Origin of the sequence: Escherichia sp. HH41S, assembly GCF_009820115.1 — a bacterium.
In the GTDB taxonomy this organism is placed as follows: Bacteria; Pseudomonadota; Gammaproteobacteria; order Enterobacterales; family Enterobacteriaceae; genus Escherichia; species Escherichia coli_F.
On record NZ_VNXE01000104.1, the window covers coordinates 1 to 299 of the forward strand.

At 52.8% G+C, this 299-nt stretch carries 1 tRNA gene; it reads left to right on the plus strand.

Features of this window, described 5'->3' with window-relative positions:
• The first annotated feature begins 224 nt into the window (after positions 1 to 224).
• Positions 225 to 297, plus strand: a tRNA-Gly gene (locus tag FQZ95_RS20185).
• Positions 298 to 299: the final 2 nt, after the last annotated feature.

A 299-nucleotide genomic window follows, 5' to 3' on the forward strand; every position in this document is an offset into this window, starting at 1 on the left:
GCTCAGTTGGTAGAGCACGACCTTGCCAAGGTCGGGGTCGCGAGTTCGAGTCTCGTTTCCCGCTCCAAAATTTGAAAAGTGCTGCAAAGCACAGACCACCCAATCGCAGTATTTCGAATTGCGACAAGGCGGCAACTGAACGAATTCTTGGGAGCTTACAAAAGTAAGTGACTAAGGTGAGTGAAGGCAGCCAAGGCAGTAGCGGTTCGAAAGACGAAGATTAAGCGGGAATAGCTCAGTTGGTAGAGCACGACCTTGCCAAGGTCGGGGTCGCGAGTTCGAGTCTCGTTTCCCGCTCC